Source organism: Knoellia sp. B-D-2, assembly GCF_057714695.1.
Genome location: NZ_CM173189.1, coordinates 567,021 through 589,060, shown reverse-complemented (window position 1 = coordinate 589,060; position 22,040 = coordinate 567,021). Strand labels below are relative to the sequence as shown.

Below are 22,040 nucleotides of genomic sequence, written 5' to 3'. Positions count from 1 at the left end.
CTCTTGCCCCGGGCCTCTTTGCGGTGCTCGGCCGGTCGTATGCCGTCCGCGCGCGTCAGTCGGTCGCGCCGGCGGGCCTGCCGCCACGCGTGCGGCGACGGCTCCGGCCCCGACCTGCGGCATCGCCGCCCTCGGCGCGAGGAGCGGCGGTCTCGGTGCGCGGACCGGCGGTCGAGGTGCGGCTCTCGCCGCCCCGTCCACGACCGCCGTCGCGCGACCCGCGACCGCCGTCACGCGAGCCGCCGTCACGGGAGGCGCCGTCACGCGAGCCACGGCCGCCGGTCGGGCGGCGCCCGCCGGACTTGCCGGTCTCGCCGAGGTCCTCGAGCACCTCGGCGTCGAGCCCGGCGCGGGTCTGCTGGGACTTCGCGAGGCGGCCCTTGGACCCGAGCGGGATGTCCATCTGCTCGTAGAAGTGGTCCGACGAGGAGTAGGTCTCCTCGGGGTCCGGGATCCCGAGGTCGAGCGCCTTGTTGATCATCGTCCAGCGGTGCAGGTCGTCCCAGTCGACGAACGTCACGGCGATGCCGGTCTGCCCGGCGCGACCGGTGCGGCCGATGCGGTGGATGTAGGTCTTCTCGTCCTCGGGGCACTGGTAGTTGATGACGTGCGTGACGTTCTCGACGTCGATGCCGCGGGCGGCGACGTCGGTGGCGACGAGGACGTCGACCTTACCTGAGCGGAACGCGCGCAGCGCCTGCTCACGGGCTCCTTGGCCGAGGTCGCCGTGGATGGCCGCGGCCGCGAAGCCGCGCTCGGCGAGGTCGTCGGCGACCTTGGCGGCCGTGCGCTTGGTCCGGCTGAAGATGATCGTCAGGCCGCGGCCGTTGGCCTGGAGCATGCGGGCGAGCATCTCGACCTTGTCCATCGCGTGGGCGCGGAACACGTGCTGCGTGACCGCCTTGACGGTCTGCGAGGTGTCGCCCTCGCCCTCCTGCATCGCCCGGATGTGGGTCGGCTGGGTCATGTAGCGACGGGCCAGCGCGACGACGGCGCCCGGCATCGTGGCCGAGAAGAGCATCGTCTGGCGGGCCGGCGACGTCATCGCCAGGAGCTTCTCGACGTCGGGGAGGAAGCCGAGGTCGAGCATCTCGTCGGCCTCGTCGAGGACGACGGTCTTGGCGTGGGAGAGGTCGAGGTGGCCCTGCTTGGCGAGGTCGATGAGGCGGCCGGGGGTGCCGACGACGACCTCGACGCCCTGGGCCAGCGCCTCGATCTGGGGCTCGTAGGCGCGGCCGCCGTAGACGGTGAGCACCCGGATGCCCCGCTTCTTGCCGGCGCGCTCGAGGTCGCTCGCGACCTGCACGGCCAGCTCACGGGTCGGCGCGACGGCCAGGGCCTGCGGCTTCCCGCGGTGCGTGAAGCCCTCCCAGGCGTCGTCGCCACGGGCGATGACCTTGTTGAGCAGCGGGATGCCGAAGCCGAGGGTCTTGCCGGTGCCCGTCTTGGCCTGGCCGATGATGTCGTGCCCGGACAGCGCGACCGGGAGGGTCATGGCCTGGATCGGGAACGGCGTCAGGATGCCGTGGCCGGCGAGCGCGGCGACGATGTCGGGGTGGATCGAGAAGTCGGCGAAGGTCTGCACGTCCGCCGTGGCCTGCTTCGTGGCCTCGATGGCGATCTCGTCGGGGATCGCCTCGGCGGTCATCGGGTCGGCAGGGATGGTCTGACTGTCGGTCATGGGAACTCTCTGATCGGCGGCGTCACGCGCGTGAGGCTCATCGCCGCTGTGGCGGGCCGATCGGAGTTCTTCGGGGTGGGCTCCCGAGCGGGGCCCGCACACTGATCTTTCGTCGTGCCGACCGGGCACCGTGGACTCGTCCAGCCTAGCGTGCGTATGCCGTCCGCCCCGCCACGCGGCCATGGCTAGGCTGCCCGGCATGGAGACGAACGCTGCGGCGGCACTCGAGGACCCGGCATACCGGGCAGCCGTGGTCGACCTGCTCGGCGTGCTCGCCTACGGCGAGCTGACGGCGTGCATCCGGATGGCGAGCGACGCCGACCTCGCGCCGTCGCTGCGGACCAAGGCGCAGATGGCGGGGTTCGCCGCTGCGGAGTACCGGCAGTACGAGCTGCTCGTCGACCGCCTCGTGTCGATCGGCGCCGAGGCCGAGGCGTCGATGGAGCCGTTCGTCGCGCCGTTCTCCGCCTTCCACACGCGCACGGCGCCGAGGGGCTGGGTCGAGGGACTGGTCAAGGCGTACGTCGGCGACGGCATCGCCAAGGACTTCTACCGCGAGATGGCCTCGTTCGTCGACGAGGAGACCCGTGGCGTCATGGACCACGCGCTCGACGACGCGGGCATGGGTGACTTCATCGTCCGGGTCGTGCGGGACGAGATGCGGACCGACCCGACCGCCAAGGGCCGGCTGAGCCTGTGGGGGCGACGGCTGCTCGGCGAGGCGCTCAGCCAGGGTCAGGCGGTGGCCGTGGAGCGCGACGCCCTCTCCGGGCTGCTCGTCGGGGGCGGGGCCGACCTCGCCGAGATCGGCGAGATGTTCACCCGGCTCACCGACCGGCACAGCGAGCGCATGGCCCGGCTCGGCCTCACCGCCTGAGGTCCTGCGCCGCCGGCTGCTCGGACGGCGTCGCTCTCGGACGGCGCTCGCGGGTTCGTGATGCACGCTCAGTTGCTCCTTCGTCGCAAACGCGCGCATCACGAACCCGTCAGCTCCGACGGCGTCGCCAACGCGCGCAGCACGAACACGTCAGCTCCACTTTCGTGGCACGGGAAAGGCCCCGGTTCTCGCGAGGAGAACCGGGGCCTTGCCGTTCGTGCGTGGACGCCTGGGCGTCAGACCTGCTTCTTGTTCGTGGCCATGCCGTAGCCCACGATGAGCAGGGCGGCGACGACGACGCCGGCGAGGAACGGGACGAACTGGAAGCCGCCGTTCTCGTTGTTGTATCCGAGCTGGTAGACGAGCCAGGACGCAATCAGCGAACCGAGGATCCCGAGGATCACGGTCACGACGACGGAGATGCTCTGCTTGCCGGGAAGGACGAGACGAGCGAGCGCTCCGATGATGGCGCCGACGATGATGGCGCCGATGATGGTTCCGATCATGGGAACCCTCCTTTCTGGCCCTGTTGGGCACGATGCAGGTCACCCTGTTGGGGACCTTGACAAATGAACCCTATGCCACATCAGGGCCCGGACCCGACCTGCGCGTCGGGCGAATCTCGAATCCGGCGCTGCCTGTATCACGGCTGTTCAGGCCCGTTTTTTCACCCCAAAGGGTGGGCTGCGGAGGCCGGTTCAGACCTGGCTGAAGCCGACCCGGCTCTTCTCGGACTCGCCGACGAGGACCCAGCCCAGGGCCCGGCCCGGGACGAGGATCTCGCGCCCCTTGGTGTCGGTGAGGCGAAGGACGCCACCCTCGGCGAGCGCCGCCTCGAGGGCCTTCGACACCTCGTCGGCCGACGCGTCGGTCTCGAGTGCGATCTCGCGTGCGACGTTCTGCACGCCGATGTTGACCTCCACGGTCTGGTCCACCTTTCGTTCACGGGTGAGCGCGCGGCACGGGCCGGCGATCAGTTCACTGAGGCTAACCCGGTGGGTCCTCGGAACGTTCCCCACCCACGCGCGGCAGGCCACCCAGACCGCGCCACGCGAGCGCGCTCGCCAGGCCGGCGGCCTCGTCTCGGGAGAGGTCGGACTCGGCCGCGAGCCAGTGCCGGGCGGTGATCTGCGACATGCCGGCGAGGCCGACGCCGAGGAGCATGGCCTGGTCGTCGGGGATGCCGGAGTCCTCGGCGATGACGTCGGCGATGGCCTCGGCGCACGCGAGCTCGAGGCTGTCGAGGCGGGTCCGCACCTGCGGGACGCTCGTGAGGTCGGACTCGAAGATCATCCGGAACGCGGCGCCCTCGCGGGAGACGAAGTCGAAGTAGGCGCTCGTCGTCGCGGCCACGCGCTCCTCGTTGTCCTCGGTGGGCCGGGCGAGGGCCTCGCGGACGAGGCGCTCGAGGGTGTCGCAGTGCGCGTCGAGGAGGGCGAGGTAGAGCTCGAGCTTGCCCGGGAAGTGCTGGTAGAGAACGGGCTTGGACACCCCGGCGTGCTCGGCGATGTCGTCCATGGCGGCCGCGTGGTAGCCGCGGTCGACGAAGACCGCCTGGGCCGACTCGAGGAGCTGGGCTCGCCGCTCGGATCGGGGCATGCGCTGTCCGCGGTGGGTGCTCGTATCCATCACATTCCTGTCTGGCGGGGGCGCTGGGGTGTGGTGCGGCTCATGGTACGGAACGCGCCGGGGGCTGATGGGCGTCGCGACGTATCGTGACGTGGTGGACCGCAACTCTGGAACAGGCGGGCGTGTGCCGCTGGCCCCCGTCGGTGGGGCGCTCTCGCCGTCCGAGCGAACCAGGTACGCGCGCCACGTGATCCTCCCGGGGATCGGGGACACGGGGCAGCGGCGGCTGCGTGCCGCCCGGGTCCTCGTCGTCGGGGCGGGCGGCCTCGGCTCGCCGGTCCTGCTCTACCTCGCTGCGGCGGGGGTCGGCCGCCTCACCGTGGTCGACGACGACACCGTCGACGAGACCAACCTCCAGCGCCAGGTGGTCCACGGTGTCGCCGACGTGGACCGGCCCAAGGCGCTCTCGGCCGTGGACGCACTGGCCGCGCTCGCCCCGGGCGTCGAGGTGGTGCCCGTCACCGCACGGCTGACCGCCGCCACCGTCCTCGACCTCGTCGCCGACCACGACGTGGTCGTCGACGGCGCCGACAACTTCCCGACCCGCTACCTCGTCGGGGACGCCTGTGCCCGGCTCGCGGTGCCGCACGTGTGGGGGTCGGTCTACCAGCACGACGCCCAGGTGAGCGTCTGGTGGGCGGGGGAGGGCCCCTGCTACCGCTGTGTCTTCCCCACCCCGCCGGCCCCCGGCGCGGTCCCGTCCTGCTCGACCGGGGGTGTCCTCGGCGCCAGCTGCGGGTCCGTGGGCTCGGTGATGGCCGAGGAGGTCGTCAAGCTCCTCGTCGGGGTCGGCGAGCCCCTCGTCGGGCGCCTGCTCCTGCACGACGCGTGGGCCCAGGCGTGGAGCACCCTTCAGGTCGTCGCCGACCCGGACTGCGTGGTCTGCGGCCGTGGCGCGGACCCGCGTCGGCCGCTCGGCATCGAGTACGACGCGGCCCCGAGCGACGACCAAGCTTCTGGCACCGACGAGCCGGCGCTGCCGTCGGTCTCCGTCGTCGCCCTGGCGCAACGTCTGCGGGAGCGCGACGCCGGCGCCGACGCGTTCGTCCTCCTCGACGTCCGCGAGCCGGGTGAGCGCGAGGTGGTGAGCATCCCCGGTGCCCTGGCCGTCCCGCTCGCGCAGGTGCGCAGCGGCGAAGGCGAGGGAATCGCCCGGGTCGGGACCGGCATACCCGTCCTCGTGCACTGCAAGACCGGAGCACGGTCCGCAGAGGCCGTGCGCATCCTGCGAGGCCGTGGCGTGGACGCGGTCGACGTCTCCGGGGGCGTGCTCGCCTGGGTCCGCGACGTCGACCCGAGCCTGCCCACCTACTGACGCACCGTGGCGGAAGCGGTGTCGGACCGGCGTGGTGGAGTTCGGGGGTGCTGACCCTGCGACGAGCCGCCTCGACCGAGGCCGCGCCACCGGACCTCGACGCCGTGCAGCAGTCGGTCGTCGACTGGCGCGGCACCGGCGTGCTTCGCGTCCTCGGGGCGCCCGGCACGGGCAAGTCCACGGTCGCGGTCGAGCTCGTGGCGGCGCACGTCGCGGACGGCCTCCGCCCCGACCAGTGCCTCATCCTCGCCGCGTCCCGCCGGGCCTCGGCCCGGCTGCGCGACCAGGTGACGTCCCGCGTGGGGGGCACGTCGACCGAGCCGCTCGCCCGGACCTTCCCGTCGTTCGGGTTCGGGGTGCTGCGCGCCGCGGCCGCCCTCGACGGTGACCCGCCACCGCGCCTGCTCAGCGGACCCGAGCAGGACGTCGTCCTGCGCGAGCTGCTCGCGGGCCACGCGTCGGGCGACACCCCCGGGCCGCGCTGGCCCGAGCGGGTCCGGCTGGCGCTGTCGACCCGGGCGTTCCGCGCCGAGCTGCGCGACCTGCTCATGCGGGCCGTCGAGCTCGGCCTCGACCCCGACGACCTCGCCCGCCTCGGAGCCGAGCACGGCCGGGACGAGTGGGTGGCGGGCGCCGAGCTCCTCCGCGAGTACGACGAGGTGACGGCGCTGCTCACCCCGGGCGCGTTCGACCCGGCGTGGATCCTCGGGGCCGCCGCGAGCGCGCTCGACGACGACGACGTGGCCGCCTCCCTCACGTCCGACCTTCGCCTCGTCGTCGTCGACGACGCGCAGGAGATGACGCCGGCGGCGCTGCGGCTGCTCGAGGTGCTGCGCCGTGTCGCCCCCTCCGCGGGTGTCGTCCTCATCGGGGACCCGGACAGCGCGACCCAGACGTTCCGCGGGGGTGACCCCACGCTGCTGGCCCGCGAGTGGGCCGTCCTCGGCGACGGGCCGACCGTGGCGCTGCCACGCAGCCACCGGCTGCCGCAGCGCCTGCTCGACGTGACGAGCGCCGTCGCCGGGCACGTGGGCGTCCTCGGCGACAGCGCTCACCGCCGGGTCGAGCCCAGCGCCGACGGCGGGGCGGTGGAGGTGCACCTGCTGAGGTCGGCCAGCCAGGAGGCGGGGTTCATCGCGTCGCGCCTGCGTGCGGCCCACCTGCTCGACGGCGTGGCCTGGGCAGACATGGCGGTGGTCGTCCGGGGGCAGTCCCGCAGCGCCGCCCTGCGCAGGGCCCTGCAGTCGTCCGGGGTGCCCGTGGGCGCCGCCGAGGCCGAGCTGCCGGTGCGCGACGAGCCCGCGGTGCGCCCCCTCCTCGCGCTGCTCCAGATCGTCGTCGACCTCGCGCTGGCCCGGACCGAGGACGTCCCGGTCGACGTGGCCCTCGACATCCTCGTCTCCCCGCTCGGCGCCGCCGACCCGGTCGAGCTGCGGCGCCTGCGGCGGGCCCTGCGTCGTGAGGAGCTCGACGCCGGAGGGTCACGCACGAGCGACGAGCTCCTCGCCGAGGTGCTGCTGCGCCCTGCCGTGCACGACCGGCTCGGCATCGAGGGCCGGTCCGTGCAGCGCGTCGGTCGGATGATCCGGGCCGGCATCGAGGCCTGCGGCGGTGAGGACGGCGGCTGGGCCGCCGGGGCCAGTGCCGAGGGCATCCTCTGGGCCATGTGGGAGGCCTCGCGGCTGGCCGCCGCATGGCGTGGGACCGCGCTGGCCGGGGGCGCCGCGGGAGCCCGGGCCGACCGTGACCTCGACGCCGTGCTCGCGGTGCTGCGCGCCGCGGCGACCTACGGCGACCGGCTGCCCGGCTCGTCGCCCGAGGCGTTCCTCCAGCACGTCCTCGGCCAGGACGTGCCCGGCGACACCTTGGCGGCGAGGGCGCCGTCCGGGGACTCCGTCGCCCTGCTCACGCCGCAGGCGGCCGCCGGCCGCGAGTGGCCGATGGTCGTCGTCGCGGGAGTCCAGGAGGGCAGCTGGCCCGACCTGCGCCTGCGGGGCTCGCTCCTGGGGTCGCAGGACCTCGTCGACGTCGTGCGCGGCCGGGCCGGGGGCCACCGGGCTGCCCTCGCCGCGGTCCGGCACGACGAGACCCGCCTCTTCCACGTCGCCGTGTCCCGCGCCACCCGGTCGCTGCTCGTGACCGCCGTGCGCAGCGAGGACGAGCAGCCATCACCGTTCCTCGACGTCGTCGACCCGCTCCCCGACGGCGAGGACCTGCGCCAGCCGAGCGACTGGGCCCGCCCGATGACCCTGCCGGCCCTCGTCGGCGCGCTGCGCCGCGACATCGTCTCGAGCGACCCCCGGCGTCGCGGGGGCGCGATCACCGGGTTGGCCCGACTCGCACGGGCCGGGGTTCCCGGTGCCGATCCCGCGTCGTGGTGGGTGCTGCACGCGCTCTCGGACGACCGCCCGCGCCGCGACCCCGACCGGACCGTCCGGGTGGGGCCGTCCTCGATCGACGGGTTCGCCTCCTGCCAGCTCAGGTGGGCGCTCACCAAGGCCGGTGGTGACGGCCCGATGATCGGCCAGCGCGACATCGGGACGCTCATCCACGAGATCGCCGCCGAGGGCGACGCCGACGCCCCGACGATGCGGGCCGCGCTCGGCGAGCGGTGGCCACGCCTCGGGCTGCCGGCCGGGTGGTCCACCGACCTCAAGCGACGCGAGGCCGGGCGCATGCTCGACCGGCTCGCGCGCTTCTTCGACGAGAACACGGCCTCCGGCTGGCGCCGGCTTGCCGCCGAGGAGTCCATGCGGGTCGAGCTCGGTCGGGTCGTGCTCAGCGGCACGGTCGACCGGCTCGACGTCGGACCCGACGGCGCCGTGCGCGTCATCGACTACAAGACCGGGTCGAGCAAGCCGAAGGGCGCCGACGTCCCCCGGCACGCGCAGCTGGGCTCCTACCAGCTCGCCGTCGAGGCGGGCGCGTTCGAGCACCTCGACGTGGCCCCGGAGTCCGCGGGCGCTGCCCTGCTGCACCTCGGCAAGGCGGCCGGCGTCGCGACGTCGATCCAGGTGCAGCCGCCGCTCGCCGACGACGAGGACCCGGCCTGGGCGCAACGGCTCGTCCTCGAGACCGGCGAGGGCATGGCCGGCACGACGTTCACGGCGACACCGAGCGACGACATCTGCCGCACCTGCCCGGTCCGCAGCTCCTGTCCCGCCCAGCCCGAGGGGCGGGCCCTGTGACCGGCTCCGTGACCACCCTTCCCGCCGTGCGCTGGTCGGCCGCCGAGGTCTCGGCGGCCATCGGACTCCCGCACCTCCCCACGCCCGAGCAGACTGCCGTCATCGAGGCGCCGCTGCGACCCCTGCTCGTCATCGCCGGCGCCGGCTCCGGCAAGACCGAGACGATGGCCGCGCGGGTGGTCTGGCTCGTCGCCAACGGCTTCGTCGAGCCCGAGGACGTGCTCGGGCTCACCTTCACCCGCAAGGCGGCCACCGAGCTGGCCGACCGGATCGGCAACCGCCTGGCCCAGCTGCGCCGCGTCGGGCTCTGGACGCCCGCGACCGTCGACGGCGCTCCGGCGCTCGGGGCGGCGGTGAGCGTGTCGACCTACCACTCGTATGCCGGCCGGCTCGTGCGCGAGCACGGCCTGCGACTGGGCTACGAGTCCGACACCCGCCTGCTGTCCGAGGCCGCCGCCTGGCAGACCGCGCACGAGGCCGTCGTACGCTACGACGGCCCGATGGACGAGGTCGAGAAGGCCGAGTCCACCGTGACGGCCGCCGTCGTCGACCTCGCCGGCGAGATGGCCGAGCACCTGCAGACGCCCGAGGCCGTCGCCGACCACCTCGACGCCGTCATCGCCCACCTCGAGACGCTCGAGCCGGGCGAGACCCGCAAGAAGGTCAACCCGGCATCCGCCGAGCTCGCCAACCTCCGCCTGCGTCGCGCCGTGGTGCCGATCGTCGACCGCTACGCCCGGCTCAAGCGCAGCCGCGACGCGATGGACTTCGCCGACCAGATGGCGCTCGCGGCCCGGCTCGCGATGACCTTCGACGACATCGGTGCCATCGAACGGGCCCGCCACCGGGTCGTCCTGCTCGACGAGTTCCAGGACACGTCCGAGGCCCAGCTCGCGCTGCTCAAGGCGTTGTATGCCGCGCCGGGGGAGTCGTGCGCCGTCACGGCCGTCGGCGACCCGCACCAGTCGATCTACGGCTGGCGTGGCGCGAGCGCGACGACCCTCACCCGGTTCGCGGTCGAGTTCGCCGACCCGGAGCCGGCGACCAAGCTCGACCTGTCGACGAGCTGGCGCAACGACACCGCCGTCCTCGAGGTGGCCAACCACCTCGCGGAGCCACTGCGCGCGGCGTCACGGGTGCCGGTGGAGCCGTTGGCCGCCCGTCCCGGCGCCGGGACGGGCTCGGTCGAGGTGGCCCGGCTGCTCACTGCCGCCGACGAGGCCGCCCACGTCGCCCGGTGGCTGGCCGACCAGCGGTCACGGGGAGCCGTCAGCGCAGCCGTGCTGTGCCGCAAGCGGGCCGAGTTCGCGACCGTCACCGCCGCGCTCGAGGAGCACGGTGTCCCGCACGAGGTGGTCGGGCTGGGAGGGCTGCTGCTCACGCCCGAGGTGGAGGACCTCGTCGCGCTCCTCCACGTCGTGCAGGACCCGGCACGGGGCGACCACCTCGTCCGCCTCCTCACCGGCCCGATGACCCGGCTCGGCATCGCCGACCTCGACGCGCTCGCCGCCTGGTCGCGTCACCAGCAGCGCCGACGCGGCGGCGACGTGGCCCGCCACGAGCGTGACCTCGCGCCCGACGCCGCCGACGCGCCGAGCATCGTCGAGGCGCTCGACGCCCTGCCGCCGGCGGGCTGGGAGGGCCCCGAGGGGGAGCGGCTCTCCGACCTCGCCCACCAGCGGCTCACCGGGCTCGCGGCCACCGTGCGCCGACTGCGTGGCCTGACGTTCCTGCCGCTCGCCGACCTCGTCCTCGAGGCCGAGAAGGCGCTGGGGCTCGACATCGAGGTCCTCTCGAGGCCCGAGTACACGCCGGCCGCCGCCCGCGCCCACCTCGACGCCTTCGGCGACGTGGCCGCACAGTTCTCGGCGAGCGCGGACCGGGCGACCCTCGGCGGCTTCCTCGACTGGGTCAAGGCGGCCATCGACGAGGAGCGAGGACTGGACCGGGGCTACGCCGACGCCACCCCCGACGCCGTGCAAATCATGACGATCCACGCGGCCAAGGGCCTGGAGTGGGACGTCGTCGCCGTCCCGGCCATGGTCGAGAGCACCTTCCCGGCGCACCACCTGCACTCGCCGAGCTTCAAGGCCGGGCAGTGGCGCCTCTCCGCACCCAGGGACAAGGGCTGGCTCGCCGGCCTGCAGGACGGCGGCCTGCCCTATGCCCTCCGCGGCGACCGCGACGGGCTGCCCGACTTCGGCTGGCTCCACGCCGACGGCTGGGACGACCTCGCCGCCCGCGTCGAGTCCTTCGCCGTCGCCGGCGGCGAGCACGCGGTCGCCGAGGAGCGCCGGCTCGCCTACGTCGCGGTGACGCGGGCGCGGCACGCGCTGCTGCTCACCGCGAGCGTCTGGAGCCGACCGAGGACGCCGCGGGTGACGTCACGGTTCCTCGACGAGGTGGTGGGGCTGGCGGATCCCGCCCGGTCGTCCGCCGGCCGGGCCACGGTCCGGCGCGGGCCGTGGGAGGAGCTGCCGGTGCCGCCCGAGGACGGCTCCCCGCTGGTGAAGCCGGGCACCGTGGAGGGAACGGAGTTCGTCTGGCCCGTGGACCACCTGGCGCACCGCCGCACCCGCGCGGCGGCGGCCGCGGGAGCCGTTGACGACGCGGTCGCGGCGATCGACGACGCCCTCGCCGCGACGGACGACGTCGCCGCCACGACGGACGGCGCCGGCACCTCGGCGCAGGGGACCGGACCGTGGGCGCGCGAGACGGAGGTCCTGCTCGCCGAGCGGGCGGCGCGGCAGGCGCGGCACGCCGACGTGGTCGAGCTCCCCTCCCACCTGTCCGCGTCGTCGCTCGTCGCGCTGGCCCGTGATCCCGCCCGGTTCACCGACGAGCTCCGGCGGCCCATGCCCTCGGCGCCCGCCGGGGCCGCCCGCCGGGGCACGGCGTTCCACGCCTGGGTCGAGGCGCACTACGCCCGCGCGGCCTTCGTCGACGTCCTCGACCTGCCGGGCAGCGCCGACGAGGACCCCATGAGCGACGAGGAGCTGCCCGCCATGCGCGAACGCTTCCTCGCCAGCCCGTGGGCGGGGCGCCACCCCGCCGAGATCGAGACCGCCCTCGAGACGGTCATCGACGGCGTCGCCATCCGCGGACGCGTCGACGCCGTCTTCGCGGACGTCGAGGGCGCCGACTGGGTCATCGTCGACTGGAAGACCGGGCGCAGGCCCGCCGGTGAGGTGGCCCGGGTGCGCGCCCTCCAGCTGGCGGCGTACCGGATCGCCTGGTCGCGGCTGCGTGGGATCGAGCCGGAACGCGTCCGGGGCGCGTTCTACTACGCAGGGAGCGGCGAGACGGTCTGGCCCGAGCTCGTCGGCGAGGCCGAGATCAGCGCTCTCCTGTCCGCGGTTCCGGGTCCGTGACCTCGGGTCCGGCGTCGTCGGACGCCGTTCCCCCGTCGTCCTCGTCGCCCTCGTCGCCGGGCCCCGCGGGCTCGTCGACGACGTCGTCGACGAACGCACCGTCGTCAGAATCGTCGGAGTCGTCGGAGTCGTCGGAGTCGACCTCGATCGCGACAGTCGGCTCGGAGCGCAGCGTGCGAGGCGTCCAGGCGACCTCGTCGTCGGGTGACAGGTCCTCGACGACGACGTCGTCCGGCTCGTGCGGCGCCACCGCCTCGTCGACCTCGTCCTCCGGGTCCCCGCCGGCGCTCTCGCCCCCCGGGTCCGCGGCGACGGCGGAGTCGCCCTCGTCGCCCGCCGCGTCTGCCGTGGAGTGGTCCTCGTCCGTGCCCGCGGTGGTCTGCTCGAACTCGACGCCGTCGTCCTCGTCGTCCTCCTCCACGATGGGCGGGGGAGTGGACCGGGCACGCAGCGCGACCGGCGTGAGCGACGTGCGGCGGTAGTCGTCGGCGGTGTCCTCCGTGTGCACCTCGTCGTCGAGCCGGCGCAGCCGCGTCGAGAGTCCCTCGATGGCGGCTTCGTCGCCACGGGTGTCGGCGCGCATCAGCTCGGCCAGGACCCCGAGCTCGGCCGCGAGCCGGGCCCGGACGAGCAGGTTGGGGTCCGGGCGCTCGACCCGCGCATGGGCGTAGGCCTCGGCGACCGTCTCGACGGTGGCCGGGTCGGCCTCGTTGACGAGGGCGGCAAAGTCGTCGGCCGGGTCCGCGACCTTGGCGTCCTCCCAGCCGGTGATCCCCCGGATCCGTCCGGTGGAGGCGTCGGAGTCGTCCTCGAAGACCGCGAGCACGTGTTCACCGGTGAGGGAGCCGTGCACGGGGGTCGGCGCGAAGCGCCAGAGGCCGACGTCCTCGAGGGCCCGCTCCCACCGCGCGAGCAGCCCGGTCGGCACGCGACCGGACTCGGCGGCGCGGTCGAGCTCGGCGAGTCGGCGGGTGCGGTAGGAGTCGGTGTCGTAGGTCGGCATCCCGGCCTCGTCGAAGAGGCGGACGTCGGTGTTGTGCAGGGCGGCGAGCGCGCGACCGAGGTCCGCTGCCGGCCCCGGTCCGGCGGGCAGCTCGTCGAAGGCGAGGTTGTGGCCGGGCAGGAACGGGTAGACCATCGCCCGGCCCCCGCCCTTGAGCTCGACGAACCCGCGGGGCACGGGGATGGCGAAGGGCACCCGCCGCGCGAGCATCTGCAGCAACGTCACGCTGAGGTCCATCCGGGCCCCGGCCGCCTCGGTGCGAGGCGCCCGCACGACCCAGCGCCGGTGCTCGCTGTCCTGGACGAAGGCGACGTCGTAGTCCTGCTCGGCGACGCTCGGGAGCGCCTCGACGCTCACCGGGTCCAGGCCGGGGACCGCGGCGCTGGCCAGGGCGGCGAGAAAGGTCGGGGTGCGTTCCACGCGCTCACCGTATGCCGTGTCGCGGCCTAGGGTGGTGAACGTGGCCAGAGCAGCAGCGAGTCTTCCCTCCTTGGCCCTCTCCCGCGGTGGTCTCGACCGCCGGAGCGAGCTCCGCACCGAGCCGGGACTGCTCCAGCAGCTCCTCGACGAACCGGGCACCCGCGTGCTCGAGCTGGTCGACGGGCGCGCCGACGTCGAGGAGCACGGCGACGACGCCGAGGTCTCGCTGCGCTACCGGTCCCCGGAGGCCGGGGACCGCGGCCGCTTCGTCGCGTACCTCGGCCACGACGCACCGGTGGGCGGGACGGCATACGTCCTCTCGGTCGCGGACGACAGGGCGACCCCGGACGACGACCGGCGCAGCGGACTGCGCGCCGTGGGCGCCCGGCTCGGGGACCTCGACGCGGGGGTCCTCACGACGGCGACGGGCCTCGCGAACTGGCACCGGAGCCACACCTTCTGTCCCAGGTGCGGGTCGCCCACGCAGCCGGCCCGGGCGGGCTGGATCCGGGTGTGCCCGGTCGACGCGAGCGAGCACTACCCGCGCACCGACCCGGCGGTGATCATGTCGGTGGTCGACGCCGACGACCGGCTCCTGCTCGCGCGCGGGGTCGGCTTCGCGGCGCAGGGCATGTCGGTGCTGGCGGGCTTCGTCGAACCGGGGGAGAGCCTCGCGGCGGCCGTGGCACGCGAGGTGTACGAGGAGGTGGGAGTGCCCGTGGAGGACGTGACCTACCTCGGGGACCAGCCGTGGCCCTTCCCGTCCTCGCTCATGGTCGGGTTCACGGCGCGGGCGGTCTCGACCGGGCTCCGGCTCCAGGAGGACGAGATCGAGGCGGCGCGGTGGTTCGACCGCGAGCAGCTCCGGGCGGCGGTCGAAGACGGGTCGCTGCGCATCTCCAGCCGAATCTCGATCGCCCGCCGGCTCATCGAGCACTGGTACGGCGAGGAGATCGACGTCGCCGACACGACCCTGAGGGGCTGAACGGACGGGCTCAGGCGCTGAGGCGCTGCTTGACCTCGGCGAGCGACGGGTTCGTGGCGGCGGTGCCGTCGGGGAAGACCACGGTGGGCACGGTCTGGTTGCCGCCGTTGACCTGCATGACGTAGACCGCGGCGTCCTCGTCGTGCTCGATGTCGACGACCGACACCTCGATGCCCTCGCGGTCGAGCTGGGACTTGAGCCGGCGGCAGTAGCCGCACCACGTGGTCGAGAACATCGTCACGGTTCCGGCGGCGGGCGTGTGGGTGCTCATGGGGCTCCTGTGGACGGTCGGGGAGGGCAGGTCGGACGCTCCACCTAGGATCTCATCGATGTCCCCGCTGCCCTCACACCCGTCCGCCGACGCGGTCCTCGACGGCCTCGACCCGGAGCAGCGCGAGGTCGCCGCCAACCCGTCCGGGCCCATGGTCGTGCTCGCCGGCGCCGGGACCGGCAAGACCCGCGCCATCACGCACCGGATCGCGTATGCCGTCCTCTCCGGTGCGCAGCAGCCGCAGCGCACGCTGGCGGTCACCTTCACCGCGCGTGCCGCGGGCGAGATGCGCACCCGCCTGCGCGACCTCGGTGTCGGCGGGGTGCAGGCCCGGACCTTCCACGCGGCGGCGCTGAGGCAGCTGCACTACTTCTGGCCGCAGGCCATCGGGGGCGCGGCGCCCGAGGTCATGCCGCACAAGGCCGGTGCCGTGGCCGAGGCCGCCGGGCGGCTCCGGCTGCGCTTCGACCGCACCGGGCTGCGCGACCTCGCGGCCGAGGTCGAGTGGGCCAAGGTGAGCATGCTCACCGCCGAGACCTACCCGGCCGCCGCCCGCGGCGCGGGCCGCGAGGCGCCCGGCCTGGACCTCACGGCGATGTCGCGAGTCATCACGGCCTACGAGGAGGTCAAGGCCGAGCGCGGGGTCATCGACTTCGAGGACGTGCTCCTCGTCCTCGCGGGCATCCTCGACGAGAACGACACGGTCGCGCGCGCGGTCCGCGAGCAGTACCGCAGCTTCGTCGTCGACGAGTACCAGGACGTCAACGCGCTCCAGCAGCGGCTCCTCGACCTGTGGCTCGCCGACCGCGACGACATCTGTGTCGTGGGCGACCCGGCCCAGACGATCTACTCGTTCACCGGGGCCTCCCCGGTGCACCTGCTCGGCTTCCGCTCGCGTCACGCGGGCGCCCGCCAGGTGGAGCTGGTGCGCAACTACCGCTCGACGCCCGAGATCGTCGGGCTCGCCAACCTCGTGCTCCGCTCGCCGAGCGGCGGGCGCCGCAGCGGGTCGGTCGTCCTCGAGGCGCAGCGGACGACCGGTGTGGTCCCCACCCTCACCCAGCACAGCGACGACCCGGCCGAGGCCGCGGCCGTCGCCGCCCAGGTCGCCGACCTCATCGCCGACGGCTCCGCCCCCGCCGACGTCGCGGTGCTCTTCCGCACCAACGGCCAGTCCGAGCTCGTCGAGTCCGCGCTCGCGGACCGGGGCATCCCCTACCTCGTGCGTGGTGGCGAGCGGTTCTTCCAGCGCAAGGAGGTGCGGGAGGCCATCGTCCTCATGCGGGGCGCCGCCCGCTCCGACGACGGGTCGGTGCCGCTGCCCGACCTCGTGCGCGACGTGCTCCTCGGCGCCGGGTGGTCGCGCGACGCGCCGGGCGCGGGCGGGGCGTCGCGCGAGCGCTGGGAGTCGCTGACCTCGCTCGCCGCGCTGGCCGACGACGTCTTCGCGGCCGACGGCGAGGCGCGGATGCCGGCCTTCGTCCGCGAGCTCGACGAGCGGATGGCCTCGCAGCACGCGCCGTCGGTGCAGGGCGTCACGCTCGCGTCGCTGCACGCCGCCAAGGGTCTCGAGTGGGGGACCGTCTTCCTCATCGGGTGCTCCGACGGCTACCTGCCGATCAGCATGGCGGACACGCCGGAGGCCATCGAGGAGGAGCGCCGGCTCCTCTATGTCGGCGTGACGCGGGCCCGGGACCGCCTCGTCCTGTCGTGGTCGGGGGCCCGGACGCCGGGGGCCCGGGCCACGCGGCGCCCGTCCCGGTTCCTCGACGGCACGGCGAGCATCCTCGGCGAGGGCGCTCGCTCGCAGCCCAAGAGGTCGTCCCGGGTCGGGGGCGCCGCCGGCGCCAAGGGCCCCAAGGTCCGCCGCCGCAGCACCTGTCGCACCTGCGGCGCCGACCTCGAGACCGCGGGCGAGCGCACGGTCGGGCGGTGCGCGTCCTGTCCGGCGACCTACGACGAGGCGACGTTCGAGCGGCTGCGCGAGTGGCGGCTCGCGACGGCACGCTCGGCGAGCGTGCCGGCATACGTCGTCTTCACCGACGCCACGCTGACGGCCATCGCCGAGCAGACCCCCGCCGACCTGGCTGCCCTGTCGTCGATCAGCGGGGTGGGCCAGCGCAAGCTCGACCTCTACGCGGGTCAGGTCCTGGCCGTGCTGAGCGGTGAGACGCCCGAGTCCGTCATCGTCGGTGCAGAAGATTCTTGACGCGAAAACGGCTCTCGCACAACATGACGGGGCGCATGGCGGTCCCCACGGAGAATTCAACTCATTAATTCCGTTGCACGCCCTCGGCGCGACCCCCTAGCCTGATCTCACAACATGGCAGCAGCCGTGCCGTGACAGCACCATTTCAGTGAGGAGGGTTGGCCGCATGGAGACCACGAAGAGCATCGCAACGGACCACTTCGTCCCGTTCCGCACGCGTGAGCACCAGGGCGCTCTGCCGACCCTCGCGGCCACCAACGTGCCGATCCAGGGGACGACTGTGCCCGCTGCCGGAATGACGGTCGCCGCTCGCGGCACCGGCCTCCGCGCCGATGCAGCCTTCGTCCCCACCACGGGTGTTCTGTCCGCCGCCTCCTTGGCGTCGCCGCTGTAGCCACAGCAGCGACTGGCCTGCAGGCCGCGGAACCCACCCGGGATCCGCGGCCTTTTCGTGCGTCCGTCGATCCACCGACATCACCAGACAACCGAACGAAGTACACGAACCGCCCCGACCGGGGCGGAGAAGGAGGTGACACCCGTGCAGCTGACCGATCTCATCGACGCACAGGAGTTCACTGCCCGACTCGGTGATTCCGTGCCCTGTCGCGAGAACGACGCCGAGCTCTGGTTCGCCGACACCCCCGTGGGCGTCGAGTTCGCCAAGGCCCTCTGCGGCACCTGCCCGATCAAGGACTCCTGCCTCGTGGGTGCCCTCGAGCGCCAGGAGCCCTGGGGCGTCTGGGGTGGCGAGCTCTTCGAGCAGGGCGTCGTCATCCCCCGCAAGCGGCCCCGTGGCCGTCCGCGCAAGGAGCCCGTGGCGGCATGACTGTCGACGACTCCACCACCTGACCACATGACCACACACCTGGATCCTTGGAGGAACCATGTACCGCAGGCGAATGCAGCAGGTTCGTCGCACCGCGCACGAGCGGGACGCCCACGAGGCGCAACGCCGCGCGCAGGCGCACCTCGAGCGAGAGCGAGTGCTCGCCGAGGTCCGCATGATCGTGCGATGACCGACCGAGTCGGCGCCGCTCCCCACGCCGGGAGCGGCGCCGTCCCATGTCCGGGCACGGGTCGCTGACCAGGTCCTGAGACACCGCCGTGTGGTGATGGACGACAGCAGGTTCGGGTGGTTCGCTCTTCCCATGTCGTCGACCGCAGCCGTCCGGATGTCCCCGGCCATGCCCGCTGCCGTCATGTGCTGTCGCTGTTGCCGCTGACGCAGGCACCCTGTCGCGCTTCCGGCGCGGCCCCGCAGACGACACCCCACCGGAGACATCCATGACCCTCGCACGTCCCGCATCCGCCCTTCCCGGCGTCAACACCTTCACCCCCGTCCAGCTGCTGCGCGTCGCCCGGCTCTTCGCCGCCGACCCGGAGCTGCCCGACCTGCTCCCCGCCCGCGTCGAGGACCCCGGCGGTCGCCGCTGGCACCAGCTCGCCGAGACCCCCCACCTCCAGCTCTGGGTCATCGAGTGGCCGCCCGGGGCCGGCACGGGGTTCCACGACCACGGCGGGTCGCGCGGCGCGTTCACCGTGGTCCGCGGCTCGCTCACCGAGCGCCAGGTCGTCCACGGCGACCTCCACGCCGGGGTGCTCCCGGAAGGGGAGGGCCGCGCCTTCGGCGCCAACCACCTGCACGACGTCCGCAACGACACGGAGGAGGCGGCCTTGAGCGTGCACGCGTACTCGCCCCGGCTGGACCAGATGACCCACTACGACGTCGTCGACGGCGCGCTCGTGCCGTCCGGTGTCGAGCAGCGGGGTGAGAGCTGGTGAGCGGGCACAGCATCGACGAGCTGCTCGAGCGGGCCCGAGCCGGCCTCGAGCGGGTCTCGGCGCGAGAGGCGTGGCGCGAGGTCCGCTCCGGCGCCGCGTGGCTCGTCGACATCCGCCCCTCCGGGCAGCGTGCCGCCGAGGGCGAGGTGGCTCCCGGCCTCGCACCGCTGGTGGTCGAGCGCAACGTCCTCGAGTGGCGCTTCGACCCCCGGCAGGAGGTGTCGCTGCCCGGTGTCGGGTACGACACCCGGGTGATCGTCATGTGCCAGGAGGGCTACACGTCCAGCCTCGCCGCCGACGCCCTGCGCTCCCTCGGACTGTCGAGGGCGACCGACCTCGTCGGCGGCTTCGCGGCCTGGCGCGGGGAGGGGCTGCCGATCGCGAGGCCGGCGTCGGACCGACCCGCCTGAGCCGGCACCCGCCGCGTCCTAGTCTGGGCGCATGGTCACGTTGACGATCGCCCAGGACGCTGCCGCCGACAAGGTGCTCAGCGAGGACCCGTTCGCGCTGCTCACCGGGATGCTGCTCGACCAGCAGTTCCCCATGGAGCGCGCCTTCGCCGGTCCTGCCAAGGTGCTCGACCGGTTCGGCACGCTCGACGTCGGCGCCATCGCGAGCGCCGACCCCGAGGCGTTCGCGGACCTGTGCGCGACCCCGCCCGCGGTGCACCGCTACGGCAGGTCGATGGCCGGGCGGATCCAGGCCCTGGCGACGGTCGTGCGCGACGAGTACGACGGTGACGCCAGCCGCATCTGGACCGGGGCGGACAGCGGCGCCGATCTCTTCACCCGGCTCACGACGCTGCCCGGGTTCGGTGAGCAGAAGGCCAGGATCTTCGTGGCCCTGGTCGCCAAGCAGCTGGGCGTCCGTCCGCAGGGCTGGGAGCGGGCCGCGGGGGCCTATGCCGAGGAGGGCAGCTTCCGGTCGGTCGCGGACGTCGTCGACGCGGAGTCGCTCCAGAAGGTGCGGGACTTCAAGAAGGCGGCCAAGGCCGAGGCCAAGGCGGCCAAGGCCTGACCGCCGTGGCCTCCGACCCCGCTCGGCGGGCCCGGTCACGAGGTCGTGTTCGTCCTCACCGGACGGCTCCACCGCACGGACGTCGTGCCACCGGAGGGTGCTCTGTTCTCCGACTCGGGCGGCCCGATGCCCGTCGAATGGCGGCCGGTCGACGATGCCGAGGCGGGGATTCCGTTGTACCCCAACGGCGCTGACGACCTCTTCAGGCGAGCGGTCGAGGGGCCGCGGGACTGAAGCGGTCGGCATACGGAGCCGTTCCGCTCAGGACGGCGTATGCCGTCCGCTCACGTCGCGGCCGGGAGCCGGTCCTCGTCGACGCCCGGCACATGGGCGACGATGAGGTCGCGCATGGGCACGGTGCCGCCGACCTGGCTGAGCACGCCGATGCAGCCGAGCCACACCCGGTGGATGAGCAGGTAGTCCGGGGGGAGGTTGAAGCGCAGGCTGACGAGGAACTCCTCGCGCCTCGGGTCCTGGATCGTCGCGGACACCGAGCGGAGCCAGCTCCGGCTGAACGTGAAGGTCTCGTGCTCGAGCGGCGCGACGAACGTCTGCATGAAGTGCATGAGCGCCGCGTCGGAGACGTCGACCTTGGGTCGGATGAAGCCGGCCCGGCGCAGCACCTCGCCGAGCGCCGGCTCGTCGCCGGCGAGGGTGGCGGTGATGATCTCGCCCATCGTCGACGGCATGCCGTCGGGCAGGCGGTTGACCGCGCCGAAGTCCATCACCCCGAGTCGTCCGTCCGGGGTGATCCGGAAGTTGCCCGGGTGGGGGTCGGCGTGGAGCAGGCGCGCGCGGTTGGGACCGCGCAGCAGGAACTCGAGGTAGAGGCTCGAGGCCTGGTCGCGCTCGGCGGGCGTCCCGTGGGAGATCACCTGCGAGAGCGGGCGGCCCTCCACCCACTCCGAGACGATGACCTGCGACGAGTGGGCGAGGACGTCGGGGACGAAGGCGTCGGCGTCGTCGCGGAAGGCCTTGGCGAACACCCTCTGGTGGCGCGCCTCGAGGTCGTAGTCGAGCTCCTCGCTCATCCGGGCCTTGACCTCGTCGAGGATCGGCCCCATCGCGATGCCGGGGATCCACGCCCCGGCCAGGCGGGCGACCCGCGACAGCTGGGTGATGTCGGAGAGCAGGGCCTCCCCGGCCCCGGGGTACTGGATCTTGACCGCGACCTCGCGGCCGTCGCGCCACACGGCGCGGTGCACCTGACCGATGGAGGCGGCCGCGACGGGCTTGTCCTCGAAGGACTGGAACTTCGCGGTGCGCCAGCGCGGACCGAGCTGCTCGGCGAGGATGGCGTGCACCCGGTCGACGGCCATCGGCGGGGCGGCGTCCTGGAGCTTGGTGAGGGTGGCGCGGTAGGGCCCGGCCAGCTCCTCGGGCATCGCGGCCTCCATGACGGAGAGGGCCTGGCCGAACTTCATCGCCCCGCCCTTGAGCTCGCCGAGCACGGCGAAGAGCTGCTCCGCGGTGCGCGCCTGGAGCTCGGCGGCGATCGCCTCGGCCGGAGCGCCGCCGACGCGGCGACCGAGTCCCACCGCGGCGCGGCCCGCGTGGCCCAGCGGCAGGCCGACCAGCTTCGCGGTGCGCTTCAGCGACCGCCGCGGGATCTCACTCACCCGGCCATTGTGTCCTGACCGGGACGAGGCCACGACGGCGCCACCCCCGGAGCGCACTCGGTGCAGAGCGGGTGCCTGCCCCAGTGCCGGTGCACCACGCTCGGGCCCTCGACCTCGATCTCCGTCGACACCCCCGCGAGACGCGCGGCCCCGGCGACGGCGGCGAGCACGACGGTGGCCGTCACCGCGGCGGTGAGGACTCCGAGACTGCCCGGGGGGAGCCGGACCCGATCGAGGGAGGCGTGCCTCGTGCAGGGATCGCCGATCGAGTCGAGGTCGTGCGCGGTGAGGGCGCGGCAGCGCCAACAGGCCCCGTTGCCGGGGACGACGAGGGGTCCGACGACGGCGACCCGCCCGTCGCACGTCACCGGGAGGTGCGGGACTCCGGCGCGGTGCCAGGGCGTGGTCGCCTCGACGGCCACCGTGTGGCTGTCGACGAGGACCACGACGGCCGGGCGCTCGCGCGGCGTGAGGGTGAGCAGGGACTCGGCGGCGTCGGCGGCGTAGGCCCCACCGTGGACCCGGGAGGCGCCGGCGAGCCGGAGCTGTCGGCAGATCTCGTCGGGGAGGCCGCCGCGGCCGTCCACGACGATCGCCGGCTGGGCCATCGATGCCTCCCGTGGACGTGTGGTTCCGCCAATCTGGCACAGCCAGACCGGCCGGCTGCGCCGTC

Annotated in this window: 20 protein-coding genes; 12 read left to right on the top strand and 8 right to left on the bottom strand. The window is 73.8% G+C overall.

The features are described from left to right. Window positions 1-55 precede the first annotated feature (55 nt). Window positions 56-1,681, bottom strand: a complete 1,626-nt coding sequence (locus AC3EU2_RS02780; protein WP_488178219.1) for a DEAD/DEAH box helicase — start codon at window positions 1,679-1,681, stop codon at window positions 56-58. Between the two features lie 199 nt (window positions 1,682-1,880). On the opposite strand from AC3EU2_RS02780, the gene AC3EU2_RS02775 reads away from it, so the two are divergent. Next, a complete protein-coding gene (locus tag AC3EU2_RS02775) occupies window positions 1,881-2,558 on the top strand; it encodes a ferritin-like fold-containing protein (protein WP_488178218.1) in 678 nt (225 codons plus the stop codon). Between the two features lie 236 nt (window positions 2,559-2,794). Here the strand turns inward: AC3EU2_RS02775 and AC3EU2_RS02770 are convergent, their stop codons facing one another. From AC3EU2_RS02770 to AC3EU2_RS02760, 3 genes are all read right to left on the bottom strand, one after another. Further along, complete coding sequence (locus tag AC3EU2_RS02770; protein WP_035939695.1) at window positions 2,795-3,064, bottom strand: GlsB/YeaQ/YmgE family stress response membrane protein; 270 nt, start codon at window positions 3,062-3,064, stop codon at window positions 2,795-2,797. Window positions 3,065-3,256: 192 nt separating this feature from the next. Then, entirely contained in the window at window positions 3,257-3,493 is a 237-nt protein-coding gene (locus AC3EU2_RS02765; protein WP_488178217.1) for a DUF3107 domain-containing protein, read from the bottom strand. Window positions 3,494-3,545: 52 nt separating this feature from the next. Then, window positions 3,546-4,187, bottom strand: coding sequence for a TetR/AcrR family transcriptional regulator (locus AC3EU2_RS02760; RefSeq protein WP_488178216.1), 642 nt, complete (start codon window positions 4,185-4,187; stop codon window positions 3,546-3,548). Between the two features lie 94 nt (window positions 4,188-4,281). On the opposite strand from AC3EU2_RS02760, the gene AC3EU2_RS02755 reads away from it, so the two are divergent. The 3 genes from AC3EU2_RS02755 to AC3EU2_RS02745 are packed head-to-tail and all read left to right on the top strand — an operon-like array spanning window position 4,282 to window position 12,061. Continuing rightward, window positions 4,282-5,502, top strand: a complete 1,221-nt coding sequence (locus tag AC3EU2_RS02755; protein ID WP_488178215.1) for a ThiF family adenylyltransferase — start codon at window positions 4,282-4,284, stop codon at window positions 5,500-5,502. A 47-nt stretch (window positions 5,503-5,549) separates the two neighbouring features. Beyond that, complete coding sequence (locus tag AC3EU2_RS02750; RefSeq protein WP_488178214.1) at window positions 5,550-8,690, top strand: ATP-dependent helicase; 3,141 nt, start codon at window positions 5,550-5,552, stop codon at window positions 8,688-8,690. Window positions 8,691-8,698: 8 nt separating this feature from the next. After that, window positions 8,699-12,061, top strand: coding sequence for an ATP-dependent helicase (locus AC3EU2_RS02745; protein WP_488178213.1), 3,363 nt, complete (start codon window positions 8,699-8,701; stop codon window positions 12,059-12,061). Here AC3EU2_RS02745 and AC3EU2_RS02740 read toward each other — a convergent pair. Next, on the bottom strand, window positions 12,027-13,484 hold the full coding sequence (locus AC3EU2_RS02740) for a macrolide 2'-phosphotransferase (RefSeq protein WP_488178212.1): 1,458 nt from the start codon (window positions 13,482-13,484) through the stop codon (window positions 12,027-12,029). The two genes, AC3EU2_RS02745 and AC3EU2_RS02740, sit on opposite strands and share 35 nt — an antisense overlap. A 40-nt stretch (window positions 13,485-13,524) precedes the next feature. On the opposite strand from AC3EU2_RS02740, the gene nudC reads away from it, so the two are divergent. Next, window positions 13,525-14,469, top strand: a complete 945-nt coding sequence (gene nudC / locus AC3EU2_RS02735; RefSeq protein WP_488178211.1) for an NAD(+) diphosphatase — start codon at window positions 13,525-13,527, stop codon at window positions 14,467-14,469. A 10-nt stretch (window positions 14,470-14,479) separates the two neighbouring features. On the opposite strand, the gene AC3EU2_RS02730 is transcribed toward nudC, so the two are convergent. Further along, window positions 14,480-14,740, bottom strand: coding sequence for a mycoredoxin (locus AC3EU2_RS02730; RefSeq protein WP_488178210.1), 261 nt, complete (start codon window positions 14,738-14,740; stop codon window positions 14,480-14,482). Window positions 14,741-14,798: 58 nt separating this feature from the next. Between AC3EU2_RS02730 and AC3EU2_RS02725 the strand changes: the two genes are divergently transcribed. From AC3EU2_RS02725 to AC3EU2_RS02695, 7 genes are all read left to right on the top strand, one after another. After that, window positions 14,799-16,949, top strand: coding sequence for an ATP-dependent DNA helicase UvrD2 (locus tag AC3EU2_RS02725; RefSeq protein WP_488178209.1), 2,151 nt, complete (start codon window positions 14,799-14,801; stop codon window positions 16,947-16,949). Window positions 16,950-17,115: 166 nt separating this feature from the next. Next, the gene (locus AC3EU2_RS02720) at window positions 17,116-17,343 is read left to right on the top strand and encodes a hypothetical protein (RefSeq protein ID WP_488178208.1); all 228 of its coding nucleotides are present in this window, start codon (window positions 17,116-17,118) and stop codon (window positions 17,341-17,343) included. A gap of 144 nt (window positions 17,344-17,487) precedes the next feature. Continuing rightward, a complete protein-coding gene (locus tag AC3EU2_RS02715) occupies window positions 17,488-17,775 on the top strand; it encodes a WhiB family transcriptional regulator (protein ID WP_488178207.1) in 288 nt (95 codons plus the stop codon). Between the two features lie 58 nt (window positions 17,776-17,833). Beyond that, a complete protein-coding gene (locus tag AC3EU2_RS02710) occupies window positions 17,834-17,965 on the top strand; it encodes a hypothetical protein (RefSeq protein ID WP_488178206.1) in 132 nt (43 codons plus the stop codon). Window positions 17,966-18,233: 268 nt separating this feature from the next. Beyond that, a complete protein-coding gene (locus tag AC3EU2_RS02705) occupies window positions 18,234-18,731 on the top strand; it encodes a cysteine dioxygenase (RefSeq protein WP_488178205.1) in 498 nt (165 codons plus the stop codon). After that, on the top strand, window positions 18,728-19,141 hold the full coding sequence (locus tag AC3EU2_RS02700) for a rhodanese-like domain-containing protein (protein ID WP_488178204.1): 414 nt from the start codon (window positions 18,728-18,730) through the stop codon (window positions 19,139-19,141). Before AC3EU2_RS02705 ends, AC3EU2_RS02700 begins: the two co-directional genes overlap by 4 nt. A 31-nt stretch (window positions 19,142-19,172) precedes the next feature. After that, the gene (locus AC3EU2_RS02695; protein ID WP_488178203.1) at window positions 19,173-19,748 is read left to right on the top strand and encodes an HhH-GPD-type base excision DNA repair protein; all 576 of its coding nucleotides are present in this window, start codon (window positions 19,173-19,175) and stop codon (window positions 19,746-19,748) included. A gap of 284 nt (window positions 19,749-20,032) precedes the next feature. On the opposite strand, the gene AC3EU2_RS02690 is transcribed toward AC3EU2_RS02695, so the two are convergent. Both AC3EU2_RS02690 and AC3EU2_RS02685 read right to left on the bottom strand, forming a co-directional pair. Further along, window positions 20,033-21,367, bottom strand: a complete 1,335-nt coding sequence (locus AC3EU2_RS02690) for an ABC1 kinase family protein (protein WP_488178202.1) — start codon at window positions 21,365-21,367, stop codon at window positions 20,033-20,035. Beyond that, window positions 21,364-21,975, bottom strand: a complete 612-nt coding sequence (locus AC3EU2_RS02685; RefSeq protein ID WP_488178201.1) for a hypothetical protein — start codon at window positions 21,973-21,975, stop codon at window positions 21,364-21,366. The genes AC3EU2_RS02690 and AC3EU2_RS02685 overlap by 4 nt, the downstream gene beginning before the upstream one ends. Window positions 21,976-22,040: the final 65 nt, after the last annotated feature.

Bases quoted from the DNA above. Each gene is read 5' to 3' on its own strand.
- AC3EU2_RS02780 (WP_488178219.1), bottom strand. From the start codon at position 1,681: ATGACCGACAGTCAGACCATCCCTGCCGACCCGATGACCGCCGAGGCG.
- AC3EU2_RS02775 (WP_488178218.1), top strand. From the start codon at position 1,881: ATGGAGACGAACGCTGCGGCGGCACTCGAGGACCCGGCATACCGGGCA.
- AC3EU2_RS02770 (WP_035939695.1), bottom strand. From the start codon at position 3,064: ATGATCGGAACCATCATCGGCGCCATCATCGTCGGCGCCATCATCGGA.
- AC3EU2_RS02760 (WP_488178216.1), bottom strand. From the start codon at position 4,187: ATGGATACGAGCACCCACCGCGGACAGCGCATGCCCCGATCCGAGCGG.
- AC3EU2_RS02730 (WP_488178210.1), bottom strand. From the start codon at position 14,740: ATGAGCACCCACACGCCCGCCGCCGGAACCGTGACGATGTTCTCGACC.
- AC3EU2_RS02725 (WP_488178209.1), top strand. From the start codon at position 14,799: ATGTCCCCGCTGCCCTCACACCCGTCCGCCGACGCGGTCCTCGACGGC.
- AC3EU2_RS02720 (WP_488178208.1), top strand. From the start codon at position 17,116: ATGGAGACCACGAAGAGCATCGCAACGGACCACTTCGTCCCGTTCCGC.
- AC3EU2_RS02710 (WP_488178206.1), top strand. From the start codon at position 17,834: ATGTACCGCAGGCGAATGCAGCAGGTTCGTCGCACCGCGCACGAGCGG.
- AC3EU2_RS02705 (WP_488178205.1), top strand. From the start codon at position 18,234: ATGACCCTCGCACGTCCCGCATCCGCCCTTCCCGGCGTCAACACCTTC.
- AC3EU2_RS02695 (WP_488178203.1), top strand. From the start codon at position 19,173: ATGGTCACGTTGACGATCGCCCAGGACGCTGCCGCCGACAAGGTGCTC.
- AC3EU2_RS02685 (WP_488178201.1), bottom strand. From the start codon at position 21,975: ATGGCCCAGCCGGCGATCGTCGTGGACGGCCGCGGCGGCCTCCCCGAC.